The 22,363-nt window shown below is 49.3% G+C and carries 22 protein-coding genes; 20 read left to right on the plus strand and 2 right to left on the minus strand.

The features are described from left to right. The first annotated feature begins 11 nt into the window (after window positions 1-11). The 17 genes from ACYQ2N_RS14805 (at window position 12) to selA (ending at window position 15,340) form a co-directional block, all read left to right on the plus strand. On the plus strand, window positions 12-761 hold the full coding sequence (locus ACYQ2N_RS14805) for a FliA/WhiG family RNA polymerase sigma factor (RefSeq protein WP_460000019.1): 750 nt from the start codon (window positions 12-14) through the stop codon (window positions 759-761). Window positions 762-872: 111 nt separating this feature from the next. Continuing rightward, window positions 873-2,495 (plus strand): flagellar hook-length control protein FliK, encoded by a 1,623-nt coding sequence (locus ACYQ2N_RS14810; protein WP_460000020.1) that lies wholly within the window; start codon window positions 873-875, stop codon window positions 2,493-2,495. A 54-nt stretch (window positions 2,496-2,549) separates the two neighbouring features. After that, the gene (locus ACYQ2N_RS14815; protein ID WP_460000553.1) at window positions 2,550-2,975 is read left to right on the plus strand and encodes a flagellar hook capping FlgD N-terminal domain-containing protein; all 426 of its coding nucleotides are present in this window, start codon (window positions 2,550-2,552) and stop codon (window positions 2,973-2,975) included. 91 nt (window positions 2,976-3,066) lie between these two features. Continuing rightward, on the plus strand, window positions 3,067-3,864 hold the full coding sequence (locus tag ACYQ2N_RS14820) for a flagellar hook-basal body complex protein (protein ID WP_460000021.1): 798 nt from the start codon (window positions 3,067-3,069) through the stop codon (window positions 3,862-3,864). A 112-nt stretch (window positions 3,865-3,976) separates the two neighbouring features. Beyond that, on the plus strand, window positions 3,977-4,756 hold the full coding sequence (locus ACYQ2N_RS14825) for a flagellar hook-basal body protein (protein WP_460000022.1): 780 nt from the start codon (window positions 3,977-3,979) through the stop codon (window positions 4,754-4,756). Between the two features lie 4 nt (window positions 4,757-4,760). Continuing rightward, complete coding sequence (flgB, locus tag ACYQ2N_RS14830) at window positions 4,761-5,174, plus strand: flagellar basal body rod protein FlgB (protein ID WP_460000023.1); 414 nt, start codon at window positions 4,761-4,763, stop codon at window positions 5,172-5,174. Between the two features lie 94 nt (window positions 5,175-5,268). Further along, window positions 5,269-6,030 (plus strand): flagellar hook-basal body protein, encoded by a 762-nt coding sequence (locus ACYQ2N_RS14835; protein ID WP_460000024.1) that lies wholly within the window; start codon window positions 5,269-5,271, stop codon window positions 6,028-6,030. Between the two features lie 78 nt (window positions 6,031-6,108). Beyond that, window positions 6,109-6,573, plus strand: coding sequence for a chemotaxis protein CheW (locus tag ACYQ2N_RS14840; protein WP_460000025.1), 465 nt, complete (start codon window positions 6,109-6,111; stop codon window positions 6,571-6,573). A gap of 88 nt (window positions 6,574-6,661) precedes the next feature. After that, the gene (locus tag ACYQ2N_RS14845) at window positions 6,662-7,255 is read left to right on the plus strand and encodes a lytic transglycosylase domain-containing protein (protein ID WP_460000026.1); all 594 of its coding nucleotides are present in this window, start codon (window positions 6,662-6,664) and stop codon (window positions 7,253-7,255) included. A 76-nt stretch (window positions 7,256-7,331) separates the two neighbouring features. After that, on the plus strand, window positions 7,332-8,423 hold the full coding sequence (locus ACYQ2N_RS14850) for an Ig-like domain-containing domain (protein ID WP_460000027.1): 1,092 nt from the start codon (window positions 7,332-7,334) through the stop codon (window positions 8,421-8,423). Window positions 8,424-8,503: 80 nt separating this feature from the next. Beyond that, window positions 8,504-9,166, plus strand: a complete 663-nt coding sequence (locus ACYQ2N_RS14855) for an Ig-like domain-containing protein (RefSeq protein WP_460000028.1) — start codon at window positions 8,504-8,506, stop codon at window positions 9,164-9,166. 201 nt (window positions 9,167-9,367) lie between these two features. Then, a complete protein-coding gene (locus tag ACYQ2N_RS14860; RefSeq protein WP_460000029.1) occupies window positions 9,368-10,123 on the plus strand; it encodes a DUF5714 domain-containing protein in 756 nt (251 codons plus the stop codon). 274 nt (window positions 10,124-10,397) lie between these two features. Beyond that, window positions 10,398-11,072: a GGDEF domain-containing protein gene (locus tag ACYQ2N_RS14865; protein ID WP_460000030.1), complete on the plus strand. Its 675-nt coding sequence runs from the start codon at window positions 10,398-10,400 to the stop codon at window positions 11,070-11,072. Between the two features lie 58 nt (window positions 11,073-11,130). Next, window positions 11,131-11,574, plus strand: a complete 444-nt coding sequence (locus tag ACYQ2N_RS14870; protein WP_460000032.1) for a hypothetical protein — start codon at window positions 11,131-11,133, stop codon at window positions 11,572-11,574. A 94-nt stretch (window positions 11,575-11,668) separates the two neighbouring features. Continuing rightward, window positions 11,669-12,772 carry a DUF362 domain-containing protein gene (locus ACYQ2N_RS14875; protein WP_460000033.1) on the plus strand — a complete coding sequence of 368 codons (1,104 nt, stop codon included), beginning with the start codon at window positions 11,669-11,671 and terminating at the stop codon, window positions 12,770-12,772. A gap of 103 nt (window positions 12,773-12,875) precedes the next feature. Further along, window positions 12,876-13,457 carry an adaptor protein MecA gene (locus ACYQ2N_RS14880; protein ID WP_460000034.1) on the plus strand — a complete coding sequence of 194 codons (582 nt, stop codon included), beginning with the start codon at window positions 12,876-12,878 and terminating at the stop codon, window positions 13,455-13,457. Between the two features lie 437 nt (window positions 13,458-13,894). Beyond that, complete coding sequence (gene selA / locus ACYQ2N_RS14885) at window positions 13,895-15,340, plus strand: L-seryl-tRNA(Sec) selenium transferase (protein ID WP_460000035.1); 1,446 nt, start codon at window positions 13,895-13,897, stop codon at window positions 15,338-15,340. Between the two features lie 85 nt (window positions 15,341-15,425). Here the strand turns inward: selA and ACYQ2N_RS14890 are convergent, their stop codons facing one another. Continuing rightward, entirely contained in the window at window positions 15,426-17,105 is a 1,680-nt protein-coding gene (locus ACYQ2N_RS14890; protein ID WP_459999250.1) for an IS1634 family transposase, read from the minus strand. Between the two features lie 188 nt (window positions 17,106-17,293). Beyond that, window positions 17,294-18,193, minus strand: coding sequence for a selenium metabolism-associated LysR family transcriptional regulator (locus tag ACYQ2N_RS14895; RefSeq protein WP_460000036.1), 900 nt, complete (start codon window positions 18,191-18,193; stop codon window positions 17,294-17,296). A 223-nt stretch (window positions 18,194-18,416) separates the two neighbouring features. Here ACYQ2N_RS14895 and selD point away from each other — a divergent pair, with 223 nt between their 5' ends. The 3 genes from selD (at window position 18,417) to ACYQ2N_RS14910 (ending at window position 22,338) form a co-directional block, all read left to right on the plus strand. Further along, a complete protein-coding gene (gene selD / locus ACYQ2N_RS14900; protein ID WP_460000037.1) occupies window positions 18,417-19,484 on the plus strand; it encodes a selenide, water dikinase SelD in 1,068 nt (355 codons plus the stop codon). Window positions 19,485-19,541: 57 nt separating this feature from the next. After that, a complete protein-coding gene (gene bshC, locus ACYQ2N_RS14905) occupies window positions 19,542-21,122 on the plus strand; it encodes a bacillithiol biosynthesis cysteine-adding enzyme BshC (protein WP_460000038.1) in 1,581 nt (526 codons plus the stop codon). A gap of 115 nt (window positions 21,123-21,237) precedes the next feature. Further along, the gene (locus tag ACYQ2N_RS14910) at window positions 21,238-22,338 is read left to right on the plus strand and encodes an LCP family protein (protein ID WP_460000039.1); all 1,101 of its coding nucleotides are present in this window, start codon (window positions 21,238-21,240) and stop codon (window positions 22,336-22,338) included. Window positions 22,339-22,363 lie beyond the last annotated feature (25 nt).

Consider the following 22,363-nt stretch of genomic DNA (forward strand, 5'->3'; position numbering starts at 1 on the left):
GAGATTTTCTCATGCAGAAGGGATACGAAGGTGCAGCCCGTCCTCACTTAAATACGGAACAGATTGAACGGTATTTGCCCTTGGTCAAACGGATCGCGGGACGCTTGGCCATATCCCTCCCTCCGCACGTGGATGATAATGATTTGGTCGGGTACGGGGTATTTGGCCTGCTTGATGCTTTGGAAAGATTTGATCCAGGGCGCGGAGTCAAGTTTGAGACTTATGCCACGCTTAGGATTCGCGGGGCTATTATTGACGGGCTGAGGGCTATGGATTGGGTGCCCCATTCTGCCAGGCAGAGGGTAAAGCAGGTCCAGGATGCGTTTGTGGTTTTGGAAAACAAGTTAGGGCGCGCCGCTTCTACGGAGGAGGCTGCGGCTTATTTAAATATGGAGCGGCAGGAGTTGGAAGGGATTCTGGTACAGGGGCAAATGCTTACGCTCACTTCCTTTGATGAGATGGCGACAGGAGAAGAGGGGGAGACGAGCGGCACTCCCCTGAACTTGTTAATAGACCCTGAAGCGCAAGCAGCTTTTCAGGAAGTTGAAAAGGAGGACCAATACCGGATTCTAACGGAAGCGGTTGAGAAGCTGCCGGAGAAAGAAAAGCTGGTGGTTGGTCTTTACTATCAGGAAGAACTCACGCTCAAAGAGATAGCGGCGGTGATGAAACTGTCAGAATCCCGGATTTCCCAGCTTCACTCCCAGGCAATATTGCGCCTCAGGGGGAGGCTTAGCAGGCAGAAGAAGAATTTGTTTTAAATAGACTATAAGGTTAGGCCTTAATATTTAGCTTAAAGTAATTTGGAATTTCTGCCGATATAGTAATTGGAGTCTAACTTAGACGAGCCAAAGAGGAAAGCAGGTGATGCCATGACAGTTAACGCAGTCCTTGCGCCGGTACAGCCGGGAGCCAAGAAAGCAAATGGGGACAGTGCCGCTCCGGTGGGAGATGAAGGGGAACTGTTCGCAGCGGTGCTTGAACAGTGGCTGTACGCGACGGAAGGCGCGCAAGGGCAAAAGTTTGGGGAGGAAAACCCAAGCATCGTTCCGGCAGGCAAGGAGGCCAATTCCGGAATTGTCACAGGAGGCCAGGAAGAGACAAGCCCTCTCCTGTTGACCAGAGGATTTGCCCACACAGGGATGTATGGGCAGACCTCGATAGGTACAGGTTCGGAGTTGGATCAATATAGAGAGAGTATTGTTAAGTTACTTGAGGAATTAAACGGGGAAATCATTATTCCCAGGCAAGGAGTAAAAGCGGAGTTCCCGTACCAGACACAGGAATTCCAGAGCAAGCTCTTAGCCCAGGCATTTAGCCTGCTCCAGGTTCAAAGCCCGGGGTTGGCTGGAGTTAGTCAAGCCTTAGAGCAGGTAAGTATTGACTTGGCTGCGGGCGGTCAGGGAGAGCAGGCAACTGTTCAAGGTAGTCTGGGAGGCAAATTTTTCAGTATGGACGGTACAGGGAAAAATGTTGCTGTCCGCGAAGAGATAGCGGCGCAGTCAAGAGGGATAGCGCCACAGCCAAAAGACATAGAGGTTAGACAATTAAGTGATTCCCGGCAAAATACGGGAATCACGAATACCGGGGCCTTTGACCCGAATGTGGAAACCGGTATGGGGCCGGATCCAGCTCATGATGCCAGTGTTCTTGGTGAAAAATCCAGGGTTTCTGAGATTATAAACAAGAGCACGAACGAAGATAAAGGCAGTCTTGGGGAGCTGGTACAGTCTGCTGTGACAACAGTCCGCTCTCAGAGCAGAAACCTGAAGGCATCAGGGAGCAGCCCTGTGGATGCTGCCGGGGGATTTGAACAAGACTTAAAGACTCTTGGTGCTGGGCAGGCTTTAGCGGAAAATAGGCCTGGTTCAGGCAAAATTTCTAGTATTAGCTCAAGTGCTCAAGCAGACTCAGGAGAAGGCATGACTGGCAATCGACCGCAGAGCGGGATGTCTCAGACTAATGCTAATGGACAGGACAGTGTGGAAGCTCTCCCTACCTTTGGGGAAGGCCGCACCGGTATAACTGAGAGCAATTCTGCCCGCGGTAATATTGGGACAGAAGCCTTAAACGGGAGCAAAGGGCCGTTGCCGGTTTGGGACAAGATTGCTGAGGCAGTGCGTGAACACAGGAACAGTCCGGAAGTAAAGGAACTGCAAATTCAACTCCATCCAGCTGAATTAGGTAAGATCAAGGTTTTTCTGCACTGGCAGGACGGACAGGTTAACCTCCAGGTTCAAGCCTCTGAGAGTGCTACCGGCGCACTTCTGCAACATAGTCTAAGTGATTTGCGCCAAGCCTTAGAGCAGGCAGGGGTTTCCTGTGGCCTGCTGCAAAGCGGACTTGGCGGCGGGAACAGGGGGCAGCAGCCGGAGCAAGAATTTTCCGCTCATGCTTTAGCAAGACAGGATCAGGCCGAAGAGGACAGGAGCTTTCTGTCTGAGCACACTTACGGTTTTGCAGACATGGGTAGCAGGATTAACTATATGGCTTAGGGTGTTGAAGGCACCGGGAATTGTCTTATCAGGGAGGGACAAAGTGTGGGAACTATGATAAATACCAGCGCAGCCGTCACGGGGTCCAGCAGTCAGATTATCACGAAAGCGGCTGGCAATGTCTTGAACAAGGATGATTTTCTCAAGCTCCTGACGACGGAACTGAGATATCAGGACCCGCTGCAACCCCTTGACAATAAGGATTTCATTGCTCAGATGGCTCAGTTTAGCTCCCTCGAACAAATGAACAACGTAGCTGATGCGGTTAAGGATCTAAAAAACGAATTGATCGGACAGTATCAGCAGGGTGCCTTAACTCAGGGAGCGGTCTTAATCGGCAAACAGGTTACCGGTGCGGATGCAGACGGCAACGTCATTACGGGCATCGTGGACAGTGTTAAAATGCTCGATGGGATTGTGCGCTTAGTAATCGGGGCTCAAACTTTGGATTTAACCCAAGTGACGGAAGTAAAACCTTAAAAAAGTATGGATGTAGGTTATAGACGTAGAGCCCTAGCAGCTGAAAAAAGAGTAATTAAAGCCTAAAATAGGACGGGAGGAAGATAGCGCTATGATGCGTTCACTTTATTCAGCAATTTCCGGCTTAAAAAACCACCAAATCCGTATGGACGTGATCGGCAATAATATAGCCAATGTCAATACCACCGGTTATAAACGGACCCGCGCCACTTTTTCCACCGCGCTCAGCCAAACTCTCAGAGGAGCTTCGACTCCGACGACCCAGGGAGGTACGAATGCTATTCAAGTAGGCCTGGGGGCGATGCTAGCTTCTGTAGACCAGATTATGACACAGGGAAGCTCTCAATCCACCGGCAACCCGACTGACCTCATGCTTCAGGGACCGGGTTTCTTTGCTCTGCGCAACGGGGCGCAAACGGTTTACTCAAGGGCGGGTGGGTTTATCGTGGATAGCACTGGGCTGTTGGTTGATCCTGCCAGCGGGGCGGTCGTACAGGATAGTTCAGGCGCAGATATTACGATTGATCCGACATGGACCAGCTTCAGCATTGACACCGTCGGGCAAATAACCGGAGTGTCCGGTAATACCACGGTAGCAGGCCAGATAATCGGCGTTGCCAGTTTTAGCAATCCTGCGGGTTTAACCAATGTGGGCGGGAGTTTCTATAAGGAATCTAACAATTCAGGAACGCCTACATTAGGCCAGGCCGGAGATGCTGCGCATGCCGAGACTTCAATCGTTCCCAATGCCCTGGAAATGTCGAATGTGGATCTTTCCCAGGAGTTTACGGACATGATCGTGACCCAGCGTGGCTTCCAGGCTAATTCCCGTGTAATTACCGTGTCAGATACACTTTTGCAAGAACTGATCGACCTGAAACGGTCTTAATGCGAGTAACTTAGTATTTAGGACGTAAGTAAGTTCACCTGTCAGTAAACCACCGGACTTACTTGCAACTAACGCGGACTTACCGGATGCTGAATTAAGCGGAGGGCAAAAAATGCGGATCTTGGGAACGGCGGGAGCAGGCTTGCGGGCGCAGCAAGTTGGGCTAGATACTGTGGCCAACAATATGGCTAATGTCAATACTCCCGGTTACAAAGCACAAACAGTTAATTTCGAAGAAGCATTGGCTCAGGAGATTCGCCCAGCCAAGGCCACGATGTTAAATGGAGCTACAGCTGAGGAAGCCTTGAGTGTGGGTGCAGGCGTAATCTATAGTGGTGTAGGTACGGATTTCCGGCAGGGAACAGTTACTTTCACTGAGAGGGCACTCGATCTGGCCATTGAAGGAGAAGGTTTTTTCCAGGTGCGCACCGCTGGGAACGAAATAGCCTATACCCGTGCCGGGGTATTTCAGGTAGACAGTGCAGGTAAAATTGGGGACAGCAAGGGAAATTTGTTGGAACCGCCAGTAACGCTAGGGGCGGGAGTAACTGAGCTTAGCGTCAGCCCGGAGGGTGTAATCAGCGGGCTCCAAGGCGGCCAACGCAACGAGTTGGGCCGTATCACCCTGGCACGCTTTCCGAATGCGGAAGGACTGGCACAGGCAGGAGACAATCTTTTCCTGGCTACAGCCGAATCCGGGGTGGCGCAAACGGGAGAGCCCGGCACAGGAAACTTGGGCGTGATTCGGGCTCAGGCTTTGGAAAGCTCGAATGTGGAACTGGCTACGGGCATGACGGACATGCTCCAGGCGCAGAGAGCTTATCAGGTGAATGCCCGCTTGGTGCAGGACGGGGATAAAATGTGGGGTTTGGCTAATTCCTTAAGGAGGTAACAGGATGTCCGGTTGGTTAGAAAGTCCTATCTTTAATATCTTAGAGAAGGGGCTTGATGCATCGAGTCTGAGGCAAAAAGTGCTGGCTGATAACGTAGCCAATGTGGATACTCCGGGGTTTAAGCGTTCAGATGTCGATTTTCAAGAAGTATTAGGCCAGGCCTTGGGGGAAGGGAACAACAGCGGGAGGCTTGCCCTCAAACGCACTTCTCCCCAGCATTTGCCGGGCTCGAATGAAGGGGCTGCCACCGGCGTGGTCACAGATCAAAATACTAGCTTCCGCAATGATGGCAATAATGTGGATGTTGACCGGGAAATGGCGAACGTGGCTGAGAACGGCATCTATTACAATTCCGTGACCAGGGCCATTTCAGCGGAACTGGGACTTATGCGCATGGTTATCCAAGGGAAGCCCTAAGCCAGAGTTATCCGATGGCTGAATGGAAAAAAATAGAATTAACCTAAAAACTTCGAGAAAAAAATTTAGGAATAATTCTTAGGGAGCGATAGGAATGATCAGGGGTTTGTACACTTCTGCTTCCGGAATGTTGGCTGCACAGGCGCAAAGTGAAGTTGTTGCTGACAATGTAGCTAACATTAAGACCCCGGGATATAAAGAGGAAGAAAGCTTTGCAAGGGTTTTTCCGACAGTAGGGATCGAGCGCCTGGCTACCTCTAACGGGATAGCTGAGAGCACACCTCTGGGTGCGATCGGGACAGGGGTTATCGTGGACAGAGTCGCCCGCAACACGGTTCAAGGTGCGCTGCAGGAAACAGGAAAAGCCACTGACGTGGCATTAATTGAGCCGGACAATTATTTTGTCGTGCAAACTCCCGCAGGGGAGCAGCGCTATACGCGCAATGGACAATTTGAGCTGAGCAGCCAGGGAGTACTCCAGACCCGGGACGGGTATCAGGTATTGGGGACGAACGGTCCGCTCACACTCTCGGGAGACTGGAGCGTGAGTCCTGATGGAACGGTTAAGGCCGCAGGAGCCGAGATTGACCGCTTATTGGTAGTCAACATCGGCCAGGAGAATTTGGCGCGCGAGGGGCAGTCGTTATATCTGTCTAATAATCCTGGACAGGTGCCTGCAGCCGCTGCAAACATCCAGGTGCGTCAGGGAGCCCTGGAAGGATCAAATGTGGATCTGGGCGGGCAGATGGTGAAGATGATAACTGTCATGCGCGCCTACGAAGCGAACCAAAAGATTATCCAGACGCAGGATGAAACATTACAGAAAGCCGTCAATGAAGTGGGCAAAGTAACTTAGTCAATGAAGTTGGGAAAGTAAATGCTTTTTCAATGAAGTTGAATGTTAAGTTTATAAAAATATGGGAAGTGATAGCAGGTGGCCTCACAGGTCGTAATATTTGCACTGGGTCAAGAAGAATATGGAATGCCGATTGAAGTAGTAAGGGAAATAACCCGCTTAGGGGATGTTCGTCCGATTCCACAAGCCCCCTCCTTCGTGCGGGGATTGATAAATCTGCGCGGTGAGGCCATTCCTCTGATTGACCTGCATATAAGGTTCGGTATTGATAAAGAATCAGGTGCAGCAAGTGCGGACAGCGATGACAAACATAATCTGTTTGCGCTCATTACAGAAGTGCAGGGGAGCCATGTGGGATTTGCGGTTGATCAGGTACGGGAGGTCAGAGTCTTGGAAGATGTGGTGCCACCGCCGCCTTTGGTGACCGCTCCTTTTATTGGCGGAGTGGTGAATTTGCCGGACAGGATTATCATGCAGCTCCTGCCGGAGAGGATTTTGGAAGATGATGAAATAAGAAAGCTGAATGATATAATTTCCGTTTGATAATGCGTAGCTGATTATTCCTTCGGTATGAGCGCAGTTCTTCTAGTAAGACATATTAAATGTACATACGCAAAGGGGGACGCATTCGGTGAATGCGGCTGAAATTATCCTTATGTACCAGCTCCAGCAGGCTAACGGGGCGTGGCAGAGTAGTGACAAGAGCTGGCCGGGTGCAGGTACGCCCAATAATGATTTGCTATTTGCCCTGATGCTGGAAGCAATGCTCTCTGAAGATAAAGAGCAAACTTCTAAAAGTGCCAGTGGGGAGTTGGCAGCGGGTGCAAGTGGACACGGCTCAATTGATCAACTGATTAGCTCTATGGGCCAAAAATACGGCGTAGACCCTAATTTAATCCGGGAAGTAATTCGCGCCGAGTCCGGATTTAACCCGGAGGCATTGTCTTCCGCGGGAGCACAGGGGCTGATGCAACTTATGCCTGGGACAGCGGCTTCTTATGGCGTAAAGGATCCTTTTAGCTCCGTGCAGAATATTGAAGGAGGCACTCGCTTTTTGCGGGATCTTTTAAGCCGCTTTGAGGGGAACATTCCCCTGACCTTGGCTGCCTACAATGCTGGGCCGGGAGCGGTGGAGAGGTACAACGGGATACCGCCTTATAAAGAGACTCAAAACTATGTGAACAAAATCTTGAACAATCTGCGTAAGAATGAATGGGAAGGGTAAGCGAAGGCTGTGATTGATTTTTAGCTGAGTACATCTAGATGGAATCAAAAGTAAGAGGAAGGAGAGGAGGAGTATCATGAAAGTTATGTTTAGAAGAGGGATGCTGATTAGAAAAGCAACTCAGCTTTGGAAAGGCAGTTTGACTAAGAGAAGCATGGATTTAGGTTCTGAAGTTCCTAGTGAACGTGGTCTTGTGCTCAAGGCGCTGGTCTTGGCTGCGGCTTTGCTCTTTTTCTGGGGGATTCCCGGCAAAGCGTGGGCTGCGATCAGCTCAACTAATCTGCCAGCCCTAGGTAGTGCTCAGGAGAATATGCCGCTTTATACGGTGAATCAGGCGCTTACCGTGACCTTTGACCAAGATATTGGAACGGTTGATACGAGCATGATTAGTTTTAAAAATGCAGACAATACGGTGGGGAATTTTGTCTATTCTAAAAGCGGCTCAACCCTGACCATAGTTCCAGTCTTTGATGGAACTGGATCACCTGCCACAATATCAACTACCAATAAAATGCTGGAGTATAATAAAAAATATACGCTTAAATTCACAGCAGGTGCTGTAATGGACAATGCTACACCAGCCAATAGTTTAATTCCTTCTGACACAACCTATACCTTCACCACTGCCCATAATTTCGACACGCTTTTACAATACCCCGCTACTCTTGGCTCCCTCATTACCACCAATGCTCCGCGCGGGCTGAATATCCTGATCCCGAAAAAGTACATGACCAAGTTTGACATCTCGTACATTACCAAGGCAGGAACGACGACATTGGCCAGCCCGCTGACCTCGGTTGACATTACGGTTGACCCGGATGTGGCTGATATCGATGTAACTTTTGGCAGTGCGCCAACGCCGGTTCCAGCCCAGAAGCTGGATAACGTTTTCAATGCTGGTTATCAGGGTGTCATGACTACAACGGATGTCAATGGCAAGGAAGTGGGTTTGGACATTAAATTCAGCGCTTATGACAAGGATGGGCGCTTGTTGGAAGAAAAGACGATTAAGCTTGACCCCAAAGGGAAACAATCCGTGACCACTAATTCCAAAAAGCTCAACGGAACCAAGACCTTGCAAGATCTGATCATGAATAATGGCAAACTGTTCACCGATATCTTAAGCCAGTACAGTACTACGGACTTGGCGCTCACGATCCGCAAGTAGATTCGCGTGCCTGAGAAAGAGGTGGGCAGCCGCTGACTTCGGCAAATACGGTTTTCCGGATGATGTGAAAGGATGGTAGTGTGAGAAGAAATGCCCGCTTGGCGGCTTTAGCCATAACTTTGTTCTTGCTTTTCTCTCAGGCGGCTGCAGCAATGGCAGCCGATCCGCTGGCAGGCTTTACAGTCTGGCCAGGCAAAACAACGGATGATGTGAAGAAAGTTTGGACGGTTACTTTCACTACGCCCATCGCACCAAACAGTGTGATCAGCTCAAGCATCTATGTTACCAACACCAGCAATGCCAAGGTCTCAACCAAACTGACTCTGTCGGCAGATAAACGCTCAGTAACCGTTGCGCCCCTAAGTTCCTATAAGTCCGGGGAGTACCGCTTGTATATCACGGGCGGGATCAAGTCCCCGGAAGGAGTGAAGCTGGTTGAGCAAGTCATGATGCCTTTTACAGTATCAGATCCTCTGGGTGGACAAGCACCAACTTCCCCGAATGAGAAACCTAGTTACATCTTGGATGTCCAGAGCACAGTCGGCGAATATGTAACCAACTTTACGGTTAACACCGACATTGGGGTGTATAGAGTAGATGTAAATTATACTAAGCTGAGTTATATGGGGGACAATACGTTCAGCGGCGGAATTTTTGGCTTAAGCGCAGGTGACACGGTTACAGTCAAGGGATATGATAACAGCAACCGCTTGCTTGAGACCTACAAATACGTAGTGAACTAGGATAAGACCCTACCCGAAGCGGGTAGGGTCTTATTTAATGGGCTCATCATATATATTAGAAAAAACTTCGGCATCTCTTAACAATTCCTGCTGAGTAGTGTATACTACTATTCAACATACCACCAAGGGGTATATCGAATTAACCTCATGAGCAAGGAATGCTGACCTCAGGAGGGAGGAAATAGAAGGAGTTGGATCTTGATGCCGCTGCAGATATCTTTGTCGAAGAATATAAGTGAGGGCAAGCACCGTGAAGGCTGCCTTATCTGTGGTAAAGAACTTGTCTATAACGAAAAGGCCGAAAAGCAGGTATGTCTCATTTGCGGGAAGGAAGCAGAGAGTTCGATATTTTGCCTTAACGGGCACTTTGTATGTGATGAATGTCACCGGGCGGATGCAGCAGAGATTATCGAAATCCTGACAACCCGCAGTGAGGAGAAAAATCCGGTAAAACTGGCGCAAGAGATCATGGCAGCTCCGGTTTTCAATATGCATGGGCCAGAGCATCACATGCTGGTTCCGGCAGTACTCTTGGCTTCTATGCGTAACCTCGGCACAGAAATTCAACCTCAGCAAATGCGGGATGCGCTCTTTCGATCCAGCAAGCTACCGGGAGGGATTTGCGGGAGCTGGGGAGCGTGTGGAGCTGCGATCGGCGCGGGGATTGCATTAAGTGTGCGCCGCCGCCTGACAGCACTTAAAAAAGAAGGCTGGGGGGAAACAAACCGGGATGTGGGCATGATTCTCGCCAGAGTGGGAGCTTACGGCGGCCCTCGCTGCTGTAAACGCAGCACCTACTCAGCCGTTTTGGCAGCGATGGATATCCTCAAACAGGATGGGGTGGATTTCCCCGAGGAGGGATTCGTACTTCCTGTTTGCAAAGACTTCTGGCGCAATCAGCAATGCCTGAAAGAAGAATGTCCGTATTATCCGCGCAAGCAAGGAATTGAAAGATAACGGCTTACACTGAGGAAATCCGAAAAAATGGATTTCCTCTTAATTTTTGCCCATAAGTCCTATAGAAAATGCAAGGGTTAGCCGATAGTATATTATAGAAGAAAATATCTTGTCGAGAGGTCAAAAAAATAGCATATTCTGCCGTAGCAGAAGAAGGAATATTAAACAGTATAGAGAATCATAATCATGATATTAATATTTCGTAATAAGCATCAAGCATGTGCCTCGTGATTTCCGGTGGCTTGGATGTAACTCTCCGACTGGAGGGATCTGAATGGATAGAAAGTTCTTAAAGTATTGCCGTCTCTACTTCTGCCTACCCGGAGTGGTATCGTTGATACTGCTGCAAGGGGTATCAAACATTTGGCTGCGAACGGCAGGAGTCACTGTCCTGGCTCTGGGTTTTCTGGCTTTGATCGAAGGGCTTATTCATGATCGCAGGAGACTGCTGAAGGCTGCTAGCATTGATGACCTAACGGGACTGGGGAATTTTCGTTTATTTAAGGAAAGGATTACGCTGGAGACTGAGCTTGCTAAGAGAAGAAATACTCCTCTAACCCTTCTTCTGATTGATCTTGACAGTTTCAAGACTTATAATGACTCTTTTGGTCACCAACGGGGCAATGAGCTTCTGCGGGCCAGCGGGCAAATCCTTAAGGAAGCTGTACGGGCTACTGACGGGGTCTACCGTTTTGGTGGGGATGAATTTGCAGTGGTTTTCCCGGACACTTCGGTGGAGGCTGCCAGCAGGGTTGCGAATAGGATCGCCCGGGTTTTTGCGCGCTTAAACGGGCGTGGCTCAGTTACCTTAAGCATGGGGATGGCCAGTTACCGTGGGGAAAGTATGGAAGAATTTTTCGAGCGCGTCGATTCCCTCCTCTATAATGTTAAAGTGCAGGGCGGGGATTCCTGTCAATTAGAGCCGGAAGAGAGCATTGCGTTAGCATAACCAAAAAATATAGCCGTATGCCCCGACTTTAGGATGGGGAGGTTCAGAGGGGTATTTTATGTCTGACTATTACTATTATCTAGTGCGCACGACTTGGCCGTACTTGTTCGTGCTTTTTTTTATGCTTACACTAGTGGGATTTAAGTTCGTACAGATAAGCGTTAAGACCCTGCGCTCGGGCAGAGGACTGCGTGCCGTGCCCCTTTGGCTGACAAGGGTTCTTTTTTGGATGGGGATTTTAGGCATCTACCTCATGATGTTCATGCCGGCCAACCGGGACTGGTTGGCGCAGCCTGCGTTGGTCGAAGGGAGGATCAGCGGTATTGACACGATGGCGGGAGAAAGAGTGCTGATTAAACTCGAAGAAGGTTCAGGAGAAGTTACCGGGGAAGTTATACTGTATGCGGACTCGGAGTTTGCCGCCACAGTACAGCTTGGAGATGAGGTAAGATTAACTTATCTTGCGCATAAGAAGGAAATCGTAAAGTGCGTAATCAAATAAAAAATGGGGAGGGAATGTGTTTGTGAAAAATTCCCCCTTTATTTTTTACTCCAAAACGTATAACATATTGATAAGCTTGAGGAGTGGTAAGAAAATGAGTTCTGAAGTTTATTTTATGAATTTACGGACAAAACAGGGTCATAATCTTCTGGACAAATTGGAACGTCTTATCGGGAAAGCCGGGATTCTTGATGGGATCGAGGAAAAGGACTTGGTTGCGCTTAAAATGCACTTTGGGGAGAAGGGTAATCTGGCTTATGTTCAGCCCCAATTTGTCCGCCGTGTGGTGGAAGGGGTTAAGGGTAAAGGTGGACGTCCTTTCCTGACTGATGCCAACACCCTTTACGTAGGCTCGCGCGCTAATGCTGTCGACCATCTGGAGACCGCGATCGAAAACGGGTTTGCTTACGCGGTTGTGGGTGCGCCCTTGGTGATTGCCGACGGGCTAAACGGGAAAGACTATGTATCGGTGCCGGTTAACCTTAAGCATTTTAAGGAGGTTAAGATCGGCAGTGCGGCTGTCCATGCTGATGCACTGATCGCTGTCACGCATTTTAAGGGGCATGAAGCGACCGGTTTCGGCGGGACTTTGAAGAATTTGGGCATGGGCCTTGGCAATCGTTCCGGGAAACAGCAAATGCATTCAGATGTATTGCCCGAGATAACTGAGGACAGCTGCCGTGCCTGTGGGAAATGTGCCAAGTGGTGCCCTGCCGGGGCCATCTCTGTCTCGGAGAAAGCCAAAATAGATTCTGGTCTGTGTATTGGCTGTGGGGAGTGTACAGTGACATGCCCGTACAAAGCAATTGCGATTAATTGGAAAAGCCAGCCGGATGTCTTTCAGGAAAAGATTGTTGAATATACTGCCGGAGTTCTCAAGGGCAAAGAAGGAAAAATGGGTTTTATTACGTTTGTGACTAATGTCTCACCCTTGTGTGACTGTTGCTCCTGGAATGATGAACCCATAGTAAGTGATATTGGGATTCTGGCTTCGAAGGATCCGATCGCCATTGACCAGGCTGCGGTAGATTTGGTCAATAAGGCTCATGGTAATCCTCATTCCGAATTAGGGGAGCGCCACGGGGAAAATGACAAGTTCCGGACTCTGTTCCCGCAGGTAGATTGGGGGATTCAATTAGCTTACGGGGAACAAGTCGGGCTGGGAACGCGGAAGTACAAGCTGATCGAGGTAAATTGAGGTATTTTGCCTTTCTTTGCCAAGAATCCGGTGGCGTAATATGCTATAATCAGAATAGTATATGGTAGGAAAAGAGCATGGCGAGAAAGGGGAGCTGATAGCTATGCGTGTCCAAAAAGTTAATGATTCAACGATTCGCATCTTCATCTCCTTTACGGAACTTGCTGACCGTGATATCTCAATGGCAGACTTATTTCAACGCTCATCCAAGACCGAGCAGTTGTTTTGGGAATTGATTGCTCAGGCCAGGGAAGAAGTGGAATTTAATTTGGATCAGCCATTTTGGATTCAGGCCACAGTGGCATCGAATGATGAATTTGTTATTACGGTGATGAAGCAAGAAGAACAGACTGAGATTCCGGTTAAAGAGAAAGAAAAGAAAAAGCCCGCACGGGGCAGAGTTCCGGAATGGGTATATGCTTTTGCTGACTTTGAAGATGTGCTGGCAGTCGTTCAGCGTTTGCCCCAGTTTAATAACATGCGATCAAGCCTTTTTGAATTTGAAGGGGAATATTATCTGTCTGTCAGCAGAATCGGGGTCGGAAAGAAAAGGCAGTTGGCTGAAGCAATTTTGGATGAGTACGGGGACCTTGTGACCGCGACCCGTGATTTCCTGATCGAGCACGCTAAAGTAATTATAGCAGCTAAGGCGGTCCAGACCTTGCGCGCATCATTTGGAGTTTAACAACAGCAGTGGATCGTCATAACGTAGCGCTAAAAAAGGAAGCGTGAGCCGCTTCCTTTTTTGGCTATTCAAGTTTTGCGATTGAGCTATTCAGAGAAAAGTACGCGGGGAACCTAACTGCAAGAAAAGATCGAAGGTATAAGTTTAAGGCAGCAGGAGCAGACAGCTTTGCCCCGAAAAGTTTGAACTTTAATCGTTTGACCGCAGAAAATGCAGGATACACTCTGCTTTTTATGCTTAAAGTTAAGGTCAAAAGGGATAACAACAGCTACTGCGGCAGACCTTGTGCTGACAGGTCTACTTGAACAAGACATTTGGCAAACCTCCTAAGCTAGTATGTACCCATATAATATGCCATCTTCCCTGTCGAAATCCTAAAAAGGGCGCGGGCAGGAAGAGTAATAATTGGTCGATTAAGTCAAAGGAGTGTAAAGATATTGGACGAGAGCAAACTGCAAAGACTGAGAGCTCTCCCGGCAGTGCACGAAATATTGGCTGAACTTCAGGGTTTAGACGAGTTCGCCAAGTTTTTCATTGAGGAGGGGGGAGTGTCGAATGTTACTTATGCAATCCGGCACTTTTTGACAAAGGCCCGGGGGGAAATCATGCGCTCAGAAGATGCTTACCCGTGGAAGCTGGCGGGCACGGACTTTGGTGAGGCTATTCAGAAGTGGCTTAAGCAAGAGGTTTATCACGAGCTGGTTAACCCGGCCATGAGCCTGCGCCGGGTAATTAATGCAACTGGGGTTGTTTTACATACGAATTGCGGGCGTGCCGTTTTAGCGCCTAAAGTTGCCCGCTTTGTGGCCGCACAAGCGGAGCGCTACAGCAACCTGGAGCTAGATGTGGACAGCGGGGAACGGGGCTCGCGTTATGTCCATGTTGAGGAGATTCTGAAGCAATTAACCGGGGCCGAAGCAGCGATGGTAGTAAACAATAATGCTGCTGCCGTGCTCTTGGTGATGAACACTCTGGCCCAGGGGAAAGAAGTTATTGTCTCGCGTGGGGAACTGGTTGAAGTAGGGGGCTCGTTTCGCATTCCGGAAGTGCTTAAAGCCGGGGGCGCCCGCTTGGTCGAAGTTGGCTCGACGAATAAGACCTGGCTTAAAGACTATGAGAACGCCCTGGGACCTGAGACGGCACTTTTACTAAAAGTTCATACCAGCAACTACCGCATTGAAGGGTTTACCCACGCAGTGGACGGGAATGAACTGGTAAAGCTGGGGGAGGGAGCTGGGGTGCCTGTTGTCGAAGATTTGGGAAGTGGGAGCTTTTTAGATGGTACCGAGTTAGGCTTTCCGCTTGAACCTACGATTGCCCAGGTGGTCACAGCAGGTCTGGCCTTAGTGACCTTCAGCGGGGACAAGCTTTTGGGCGGGCCTCAGGCAGGGATTATTGTCGGGAAACGTGAATATGTTGAACGTCTGCGCCAGAACCAACTGACCCGGGCTCTTAGGATTGACAAGTTGACTCTCGCAGCTCTGGAAGGGACTTTGCGTCTGTATGAAAAAGAAAGTCTGGAAGAGATCCCGGTTTGGCGTATGCTCTCCCTTCCGGTGGCTGAATTGCGCCTAAGGGCGGAAGAACTGTATGCGCATATAAGTCAAATTGAGGAGCTGGAAGCTGAAATACAGGAAGATTACTCCCAAGTAGGTGGAGGGGCCTGGCCGACTGTAAATATTCCTACCTGGGTGGTTGCCGTGCGCCCGCGCCATGGGTCGGTCGAGGAATTGGAGCGCTTTTTGCGGCTAGGGCAGGTGCCGATCTTAAGCAGAATCCGTAAAGGCTGGGTTTTGTGCGATGGGCGCACCTTGCTCGCAGGGGACAGCGACGAGATAGTGAGCCGCCTGCAGGCGTGGGAGGAGAAGGGGGCGAAATGGTAGGACAGATGATACGCATTAAAGCTCTTGTTCCGCGAGTTCGGATTTACTTACCTTATTTTAAGGCATGGTAAATCCTTACAAGTACCTATTGGATCCTATTAGGCTTTAGATAGATTGATGGGTCAAAACCTGCCCACTGCACCATGTCCAAAGCCTGGCGATTCAAATTGCTCGGGAAATATCGTTGCCCTTGCACAACGACAACTTCTATTGTGGCTAGCACCTCCAGAATTGTTGCTATTGATGGAGTGTCAGTCTTCTTATTTCCCGGTAACTGGACAAATTCATTTCGTTCCTTAAGACTCTGTCGTACCCGATACTCAAGGTAAGATGCCAACATGAGCACCAAAATAAACACATATCCAAGCGCATGGATTCGTTTCTTGCTCTTTAGAAAAACCGGCCCTAGGTACACCGGACTTTTCAAAAACCGAAACTTCGTTTCGATCGAGATTTGACGCTTGTATTCAGCTAAAATGGCTGCCGGAGTATATTTCTGTTGATCCCGTATGGAGTAAATGAGCACGAAGGTTGATTCCAATTGGCGCAGCCGTTCAAAAAGATCAGGATTCAAGTCTCCTATTGTGCAGTTAACTCGGTAACTAACCGTCTCAATCGGTTGTTCACCTTTCTTCGGACGCCCCTTGCGTGCATAGGTTGTGACAGTCTGGCACTCCACTGTTCCAGAAAATGAGTAGCCTAGCTTAGCAACCTCTTTGGCAAAAGCTTGGAGAGCGCTGTGGGCATCCGGTTCACAGGCAAAAGCTGTGGAAGTTAGGTTTTTCGCCTTGCGTTCCAATTCTTCTTTCTGTTTGCTTATCCTCTTAATCAAGGTTTTCTCCTTGCTGGCTTCCAGCATGCTAGAGTGAACGACCAGGAAGTTGTATTCTCGATCATCCAGTTTTCTTTGTACCGGAAATACCCGATAGCGAGCTGCCTGGTTGGCATTACTACTCGCTAGCATCCCGATTTCCTGCCAATGGTCTTGGTCCCATGCCAACTGTTTTAATTCCCTGGCTAAGCTAAAGGTTTCGGGAAACCTAGAGATAAACTGCACCTCCTGTCCGGCTAAGCGCTTTAAGCCTCCGGTAGAAATCAGGGCACAATCAGCGATAAAGATGACGTCTTTGAATCCTTGCTTGGTGAAAAGCTCCTGTATCTTGAGAGCAGCATCCGGATTCCACTCTACGTCAGCTTTATTGCCGGCTAATAATTCACCCATTATGACTAATCCATGTTCCTGAACAGCGGCACCAAGTTTGAACTGTTTCAGATCGGGGCGCAGATCCTTACTAAACCCGTGATTAATCTCAAATTCATCATGGGCCTGACCGGTGTACGCCCCCTGGACGGACTTTGATGTCGTATCAAGATGAACAACATTTATGCCAAGGGAGTGTGCCTGGAGTAAGGATAGGGAAACTGTACTGACCAATTGTTCCATCGATACCTCGGCAAGCTTATCCAAGGCGTGGCCATAAGCATCATCATTAAGTTGTTCAACACTGAGTTCAACATCAGCGAATAAACTTGGCAAGTCTTGTTGGGCCCAGAATTGTTCGATCTTCCACAGGGGTTTGCGGCCACAAAGAATACAAATCACCAAGGTTTCAATGAGCAAACCGGGAGAAATCTTTGAATTAGCTTCTTTCCAGTGAACCATTTGGTTTACCGCCTGAGCGATTTTTGCCGTACGGCACAGGGCCGCAGCGACGGGAACACTTGATGCTCGTATGGTGCGGATATCAGCGAATGAATTCGTCATAATGTTACCTCCATGAAAATTTAGAGATAACATTCGACATGAAATAGTTAAAATCCTTTAAATGGAATAAAATAACTTTTCCCAAAATTTAACTTGCGGAATATGAGTTAAAAAAGGCGGGCTAGCCTCATGGATTGGGCTAAACCCGCTTTTTTTTGCGAAACGAACAGAATCAGGTAAAGGAAGAATTATTCTACCAATTCCGTCGCAGCATAGTCCTTGGTCGCCTTAATAAACGTCTGAACCAAAGGCGGCAAGTGTTTGTCCTTATGATAGACTAAGGAAAACTCCCGTTTAACCTCAATTTCCGGAATCTCGCGCACCACGACTAAGCCCGTCTGCTCACATAGTTTTACTGCCAGTTCGGAGACAATACTAATGCCGAGATTGGCGGCTACGGCATGCTTAATGCCGTCTGTACTCCCGTATTCCATCGCTACCCGGAGGTGAATACCCTCGCGCGCAAAAGCGTCTTCGATCGCTTTACGGGTGCCGGAGCCTGGCTCGCGCATTATGAAGCGCTGGCGGGCAAGGTCTTCGAGGGTGATTTTTTCCTGGCTTAAGAGAGGGTGGTTCGGGGAAAGAATCATGACTAGGTGATCAGTGCGGAAAGACTCGGCAATAAGATCTCCTTCAGATGGCCGTTCCCCGACGACAGCAAGGTCAAGCTGGTTGGCAAGTATTTTTTTCTCGATCTCCATTGAGTTAGCGACATCGAGAATGAGCTCAATTCCGGGATAATCATTTTTGAACTGACCGAGCAAGTGGGGAAGATAGTAAATTCCCGGAGTTGTGCTTGCTCCTAAGCGGATGCGTCCTTTGTGCAGTCCCTGAAGTTCCTCAAGCGCTCTTTCCGCTTCCTCGGCTAAGGCGAATATTTTCTGGGTATAAATAAAAAGCATGCGACCGGCATCGGTAAGGTAGATGTTACGGCCCAATTGTTCGAAAAGCTCCATCCCTAATTCCTGTTCCAACTTTTGCAGATGGACTGATACAGTGGGCTGGCTCAAATACAATTCTGCCGCCGCTTTAGAATAGCTACGGTGTTTGGCAACCACATTAAAAATATGCAGTTGATGGAAGTTCATTAAGAAATCCCTTCTTCCATTTAACAATTTGGCGAATTTATTAACATTTTTATGATAACAAAGCTATAGGTAAAAATCAACGCTCTGAAAGAATTACCTCATATGCAATGTAAGATGCAAACCCCATTGTTTAGAATTAACAAAGAATGTATAATGTACTTATTATGTGTATTATTAAAAATAAGTTATTAAAGAAATAAGTTATTAAAATGAGGGGGAAGGTATGATGTTTGCACTCGACAGTAGCAAAGACAAAGTGCGTTTAACACAGTATTCCAGCAAAGCCGGCTGAGGGTGTAAAATTGGTCCGGCGGACCTAGCGCAAGTATTGCGCCATTTACCCCCTAACCAGGAAGATGCCAACCTTTTGGTTGGCTTGGACACATCAGATGATGCAGGGGTGTATCGTCTGAACGAAGAACAGGCGATCGTCCAGACCGTGGATTTCTTTACTCCGGTTGTGGATGACCCGTATTCATTTGGGCAAATTGCGGCAGCTAACGCCTTGAGTGATATTTATGCCATGGGAGCTAAGCCCTTGACGGTGCTGAACTTAGTGTCATTCCCGATTTCCAAGCTCGATATGGGGGTTCTGGCAGATATCCTGCGGGGCGGAAGTGATAAGATCAAAGAAGCGGGGGCGCTCCTGATCGGCGGGCATTCAATCGATGACCCTGAACCGAAGTACGGCTTGGCGGTAACAGGGATTGTCCATCCGCACCAGGTGCTTTCCAATGCTACGGCTCGTCCGGGGGATGTGCTTATCCTTACCAAGCCTTTAGGTGTCGGGATTATTACTACCGGAATTAAGCGCGGGCTGATCTCTCTTGAAGCTGAGGCTGAGGTTGTGCGCGTGATGGCAACCCTTAATAAAGGTGCTGCCGAAGCGGCTTTGGAAGTCGGAGTAAACGCGCTCACGGACGTCACCGGCTTTGGTCTCTTAGGACATTTGCACGAGATGATGCAGGCCAGCAAGGTTAAGGCTCATGTGGACAGCCAGGCAGTGCCTGTGTTGGAGAGCGTGTGGGAAGCGATCGAGCAAAAGGCTGTTCCGGGAGGAACGATGGCCAACCGCCGTTATCTGGAGGATAAGGTCGAATTTGCGGCTGAGGTTGCTGAGCCTGTGCGCTTGGTCTTGGCAGATGCGGTCACTTCCGGCGGGCTTTTGATCGCTGTGTCTGAGGAGAAAGCCCCTGCTCTAATCGAGGCTCTGCGCCAAAAGGGTACTCCGGCAGCAGCGCGAATTGGCCAGGTCCTTGAAGGGGAAGCCGGGAAAATTGAAGTTTCTTAAAGCCTATGATAAAATACCCACGGTGAAAGCTTAGTGCTGTAGCAGGGGGAGATTAGAGTGCAGGAAGTGTGGCAAAGTGTGGCGACTTGTTTTGAGCAAGTGGCCTTCTTTTTTGCAGGAGGAGATCCGAAACTTGACGCGAGTTTTGGGAGGAGAGCAGAGCGTTTGGAGGGCAGGAGCTTTGCCCGTGAGGAATTGGTCAGAACCCTGACCGAGTACCATGAACGCCTGGGATTCGGGGAAGAGACCATGAAAAATATCTCCGCTTTGCTCCGGGAAGATACCTTAACCGTGGTTACGGGCCAGCAGGCAGGAATGCTCTCAGGCCCGCTCTATACCTTATATAAGGCGGTGACGGCAATTCGTCTGGCCGGTGAACAGCAACGAAAGCTGGGGCGGACGGTGGTTCCTGTTTTCTGGATTGCGAGCGAAGACCACGATTGGGCAGAAGTGAGAGAGACCGTCCTCCTTACTGGCGACGGCCGCCCGCTACCCCTGAGACTGGCGGGGGAGGGAGAGGGGCTTCCGGTCGGCAGCCTGTCGGTGCCGCCCTGGAGTGAGGTCGCAGATATGCTTAATCGGGGTCTGCCGGAGAGTGAGTTTAAATCTGAGATGATACAGGACTTGAAACGCTTAACAGAGCAAGCGCGTAATTTTAGTGAATGGTTTGCCTTAGTGCTTAAGTGGCTCACCCACGACAGGGGGTTAATCTTTTTTGATCCGGCCCTGCCGGCTTTTAAGAGACTCGCTTCTCCGGTATATGAGCGGATACTGAAATCTCACCGTGATCTTAATCAGGCTTTGGAGCAGCGTACGCACAAACTTGTGAGTCTTGCCTACAAAGCGCAAATTGAACTCGACCAGAGCGAGGTTAACCTGTTTATGGCAAATCCGGAGCGTCGCGCTGTGCTTAGTTCGTCGCAGGGTTTTAAGTTAAGGGGAAAAGAAACAACTTTAACTCTTGATGATTTAACATCCATGCTTAGGGAAAACCCGGGGCGCTTCTCCCCCAATGTCGCCACCCGCCCACTGGTTCAGGAATATCTGTTGCCGACTCTGGCGTATGTGGCCGGACCGGGAGAGCTTAATTACTGGGCTCAGCTCGGGCAAGGGTTTGCTGTGTTTGGGTTTGAGATGCCGGTAGTGTATCCCCGGCTGTCAGCAGTAGTTCTTACCCAGGGTTGGCAGCGGGCCTTGCGCACGGAAGGCCTGACTGTGGCCCAAGTGTATCAGGGGCTGGCAGAGTATAAAGAACGGTGCGTGCGGGAGCAGGACGAATACGATATTGACGGGCATTTTGAAGCTCTAAGAGCACAGATAAACTCAGCCTACCAAAGGCTTGACTCTTTTAGTGCGATCAATAGCCACGCCGAAGAATGGGTGGCTCAAAACCAAGAGCGGGTATTGGGGCAGATTTCCTACCTTGAAAAGAAAATTTGGCAAGCCCAGCGCAAACGTTGTGAAAGCATGCTGAGGCGGATCGAGCAGTTAGAACAAGCTTTAGCACCGTTTGGGATCAGGCAGGAAAGGGTCTTTAACCCACTGAGTTTTGTGGCCCGCTTCGGCCCGGAGTTCGGAATGCGGGTGGCGGAGCTTCCTCTGACAGCGGATTTTCGGGAACAGTGCATAATTATATAGATATTTTCGCTTAACGCTTCAAATAGGTAGCAGACAAGCTGTATAATTAAAAGGATTATGAGGCGCCATAAGTACATGGCGAAGCGATCTGGATGCAGTTAGGAGTTGTTTTGAGTTGCGGCGTAAACAAAAGATCGCCTTAATGTCTATAGCTTTGCTCACGGTATTTATCTCAGGTTATGTTTGGTATGCCTGGCAGGACAGCTCTGCCGGGCATACGGTGACAATGCCGCGGGGCGGGGTCAACGATATTCCCGGACTCAGCCAACAGATGAGCGTGCTGCTCATCGGAGCGGACCAGCGGCCGGGGGAGAGCAAGTTTAATTCAGACTCCATAATCCTGGCGAGTGTTGACCCGAAGGAGAAACGGATTAGCTTGTTATCCATTCCACGCGACACCAAGGTGACGCTCCCGGGGTATGGCGATGTCAAGATTAACTCTATTGCAGCTTTGAAGGATATTGAAACTCTGCAGCAGGAAGTTGCAGACATCACAGGAGTGCCGGTGTCAGGTTATGTTCTTACTAATTTTTCCGGGTTTAAGGAAATTATCGATACTTTGGGCGGGATCACAGTCTATGTCGAAAAAGACATGTACTATAAAACAGGGGACAAAGAGGATGGGCTTATTAATCTGAAAAAGGGAGAACAGCGCCTGGACGGCTCGAAAGCACTCCAGTATGCGCGTTTCCGGCATGATGAGCTGGCGGATATTTCCCGTACTGCCCGCCAGCAGGTAGTGCTGAAAGCGGTTGGGAAAGAGATGATGCAGGCGAGCACGATCCCGAAGCTTCCGGTCCTCATCCCGCAGTTAAGGGAAGCGGTTCAGACCAATTTGTCAGTGGGAGATATGTTAAAGCTTGCTAAAGTCGCGGTGAACTTCGATAGTTCCAGTATCTTGTCCCAGACTCTGCCGGGATCTTTTCTTGATTTAGACGGAGTGAGTTACTGGGCGGTGAACCCTGAAAAGGCTAAAGAAGTAGTGAAAAATCTCTTTCAGGGGAAAACCACTACTGAAGTTATAGTTGATAGCGGGCCGGTTGACCTCTTAAAACCGGTGGAGACGGTGCCGGATAGGCCTAAGCCTAAGGTTCCGGGCAACAGCCAGGATCCCAACGGACCTGGTTCGAATGGGCATGAAGGAGATATTAAAGTTCCGGGCAACGGCCAAGATCCCAATGGAGAAGGGTCAACCGGGTACCAGGATGTGATATAATGGGTTAAGAGATGATTTGGATGGA

Source organism: Paradesulfitobacterium aromaticivorans (assembly GCF_054657415.1).

Coding starts and splice junctions, on each gene's coding strand:
- ACYQ2N_RS14805 (WP_460000019.1), top strand. CDS start 12: ATGCAGAAGGGATACGAAGGTGCAGCCCGTCCTCACTTAAATACGGAA.
- ACYQ2N_RS14860 (WP_460000029.1), top strand. CDS start 9,368: ATGCCGCTGCAGATATCTTTGTCGAAGAATATAAGTGAGGGCAAGCAC.
- ACYQ2N_RS14880 (WP_460000034.1), top strand. CDS start 12,876: ATGCGTGTCCAAAAAGTTAATGATTCAACGATTCGCATCTTCATCTCC.
- ACYQ2N_RS14865 (WP_460000030.1), top strand. CDS start 10,398: ATGGATAGAAAGTTCTTAAAGTATTGCCGTCTCTACTTCTGCCTACCC.
- ACYQ2N_RS14810 (WP_460000020.1), top strand. CDS start 873: ATGACAGTTAACGCAGTCCTTGCGCCGGTACAGCCGGGAGCCAAGAAA.
- ACYQ2N_RS14815 (WP_460000553.1), top strand. CDS start 2,550: ATGATAAATACCAGCGCAGCCGTCACGGGGTCCAGCAGTCAGATTATC.
- ACYQ2N_RS14850 (WP_460000027.1), top strand. CDS start 7,332: ATGAAAGTTATGTTTAGAAGAGGGATGCTGATTAGAAAAGCAACTCAG.
- ACYQ2N_RS14875 (WP_460000033.1), top strand. CDS start 11,669: ATGAGTTCTGAAGTTTATTTTATGAATTTACGGACAAAACAGGGTCAT.
- ACYQ2N_RS14835 (WP_460000024.1), top strand. CDS start 5,269: ATGATCAGGGGTTTGTACACTTCTGCTTCCGGAATGTTGGCTGCACAG.
- ACYQ2N_RS14890 (WP_459999250.1), bottom strand. CDS start 17,105: ATGACGAATTCATTCGCTGATATCCGCACCATACGAGCATCAAGTGTT.
- flgB (WP_460000023.1), top strand. CDS start 4,761: ATGTCCGGTTGGTTAGAAAGTCCTATCTTTAATATCTTAGAGAAGGGG.
- ACYQ2N_RS14895 (WP_460000036.1), bottom strand. CDS start 18,193: ATGAACTTCCATCAACTGCATATTTTTAATGTGGTTGCCAAACACCGT.
- ACYQ2N_RS14825 (WP_460000022.1), top strand. CDS start 3,977: ATGCGGATCTTGGGAACGGCGGGAGCAGGCTTGCGGGCGCAGCAAGTT.
- ACYQ2N_RS14870 (WP_460000032.1), top strand. CDS start 11,131: ATGTCTGACTATTACTATTATCTAGTGCGCACGACTTGGCCGTACTTG.
- ACYQ2N_RS14820 (WP_460000021.1), top strand. CDS start 3,067: ATGATGCGTTCACTTTATTCAGCAATTTCCGGCTTAAAAAACCACCAA.